At 50.1% G+C, this 1,951-nt stretch carries 1 protein-coding gene and 1 pseudogene; both read left to right on the forward strand.

Annotated features, from left to right (window positions below; all coding sequences use genetic code 11):
- Positions 1-551 (forward strand): annotated as a pseudogene (locus tag B5F35_RS18850) (hypothetical protein); the annotation flags it as partial.
- 82 nt (positions 552-633) lie between these two features.
- A complete protein-coding gene (locus B5F35_RS18025; protein WP_162611485.1) occupies positions 634-1,728 on the forward strand; it encodes a CAP domain-containing protein in 1,095 nt (364 codons plus the stop codon).
- The last annotated feature ends 223 nt before the right edge of the window (positions 1,729-1,951 follow it).

The following is a 1,951-nucleotide window of genomic DNA, read 5'->3' on the forward strand; positions in this document are numbered from 1 at the left end:
GGGAATTCACGCATGGCCAATACGATAAGATCAAGAAGGTGTATTCCATCTGGATCTGTTCCGAAGTGCCGGAAAACAGGAAAAACAGTATCTTCCGCTACCGCATTGCGGAGGATGTGTTCGCCGGGCAAACAAAAGAAAGGGAGCTAAAGAAGCATTACGATGTAATGACGGCGCTGATCCTCTGTCTTGGAAAGCCCAAAGACAAGAAGGAGAACATGGCTCTGGAGCTGCTGAGTTCCCTTCTCTCTGAGGAACTCAGCGCAGAAGAAAAGCTGCGGATCCTGAACGAGGAATTTCAGATTCCCATTACGCAGCAATTAGACGAGGAGGTGTCGCTTATGTGTAATTTGAGCCAGGGGATCGAGAACAGAGGGATCCAGAAGGGCATGGAGAAAGGCATTGAGAAAGGCATTGAGAAAGGCATTCGCGGAGCGATCGATATTTGCCGGAAATTAAATCTTCCCGAAGAAGAAATTCTGCGGCAGATTATGCAGCAATACGAATTGTCCGAGGACACCGCCCGGGAATATCTGCAAAAAGAAGAATAACGCTTCAAGCGGCTTCTATTGGACAGCCGATCCATTATCATAATCATAGGAGACAAATTTATTTAGAGAAGGGATGAACTTTATGAAAAACAAGAAAAAGATCATTGCGGCGGCATTGGCAGCGGCCATGATTCTCACCACCTTTCCGGCTATGGGAGCCAGCGCGCTGTCGCTGACCTGCCCCGGCACGGGCGGCTGGTCGAGCATGCAGTACGATGATACGACCGGCAATACTACCTGGCATATGAAGGATGGCTCCATCATCGTACAGGATAAGAACGGCAATGTCATCCAGAACACGCAGAATACAACTTCCACCCCGTCCGTCTCTCAGCCCACAGCTTCTTCCGGCTGGACGAGCGACACAAATTCCGACTTTACGGTTCAGCCCGGCAAAACGTATCAATTCAAGTTTACCGCCGCAAATCCCGGCGCGCTCAACGTATGGTTCGGTACGCCCGGTGTATTCACCATCCAGAAAAGCGGACAGGAAGCCGGAGCGGTGTACTACAAAATCACGGCTGTCGGAACGCCCGGTGCAGCGGCTGGAATTTATGTTTCCTACAACGGCAGCTCCGGCACGAAGCTGTGTGTTGCCACCGTCGCGGGCGGCAGTTCAGCAACAGGCCAGCCTACCACACCGGAGACACCCTCTAAACCAAATGTGGACACCACAAATATGACGGAATCACAGCGGCTTTCGGTAGAAGCTGGTCTGACGTTGGGTGACTGGAGTCATGAGTATGAGCAGGGCGTGCTTGAATACACCAACGTAGAACGTGTGAAAGCTGGGCTTGAGCCGCTGGTATGGTCGAGGTATTGCACGGAAAAAGCTCAGATTCGTGCCAAGGAGCTGGAAATCCTCTACAGCCACGACCGCCCCAATGGCGGAAACGGCGGATGGGAGAACATCAGCATGTCTAGTGGTATTATTGCCGTGCGGTATGAGAATAATCAGCGTATATTGACCAGACTCAGCGGTGATCCGAAAAGCGTCGTACAAGGCTGGATGAATTCAGATGGACACAGAGCCAATATTTTAGATCCGGATGCCACATCCATGGCTGTTGGCTGCTATGTTGCAGAAAATGGTTATATTTACTGGGTACAGTGCTTTGACAGCAGTACCAATGAACTGATCAACCCCATCACTGTGAATCCTCTGTTGGAAAAATAAAGCAAAATCCAATAACGCTATTCTGTGAGGAAGGGCTACTTTAGGTTACAGACCTGAAGCGGCCCTTCCTTTTTGGAAAGGAAGCCGATCATGCATCAAAAAATCAGAAATTCTCTGCTTCGTGTGGTAGCCGTTTTTCTGGCTTTTCTTATTCTTTTCCCGCAAATTGCCGGATTAACCATGCCCGCATTTGCCGCAGGCAGCATCATCAAGAAGCTGGAGG

It is taken from the genome of Anaeromassilibacillus sp. An200, assembly GCF_002160025.1.
Lineage (GTDB): Bacteria > Bacillota > Clostridia > Oscillospirales > Acutalibacteraceae > Caccousia > Caccousia stercoris.

Excerpts from the sequence above, each read along its gene's own strand:
- B5F35_RS18025 (WP_162611485.1), top strand. The coding sequence starts at position 634 with ATGAAAAACAAGAAAAAGATCATTGCGGCGGCATTGGCAGCGGCCATG.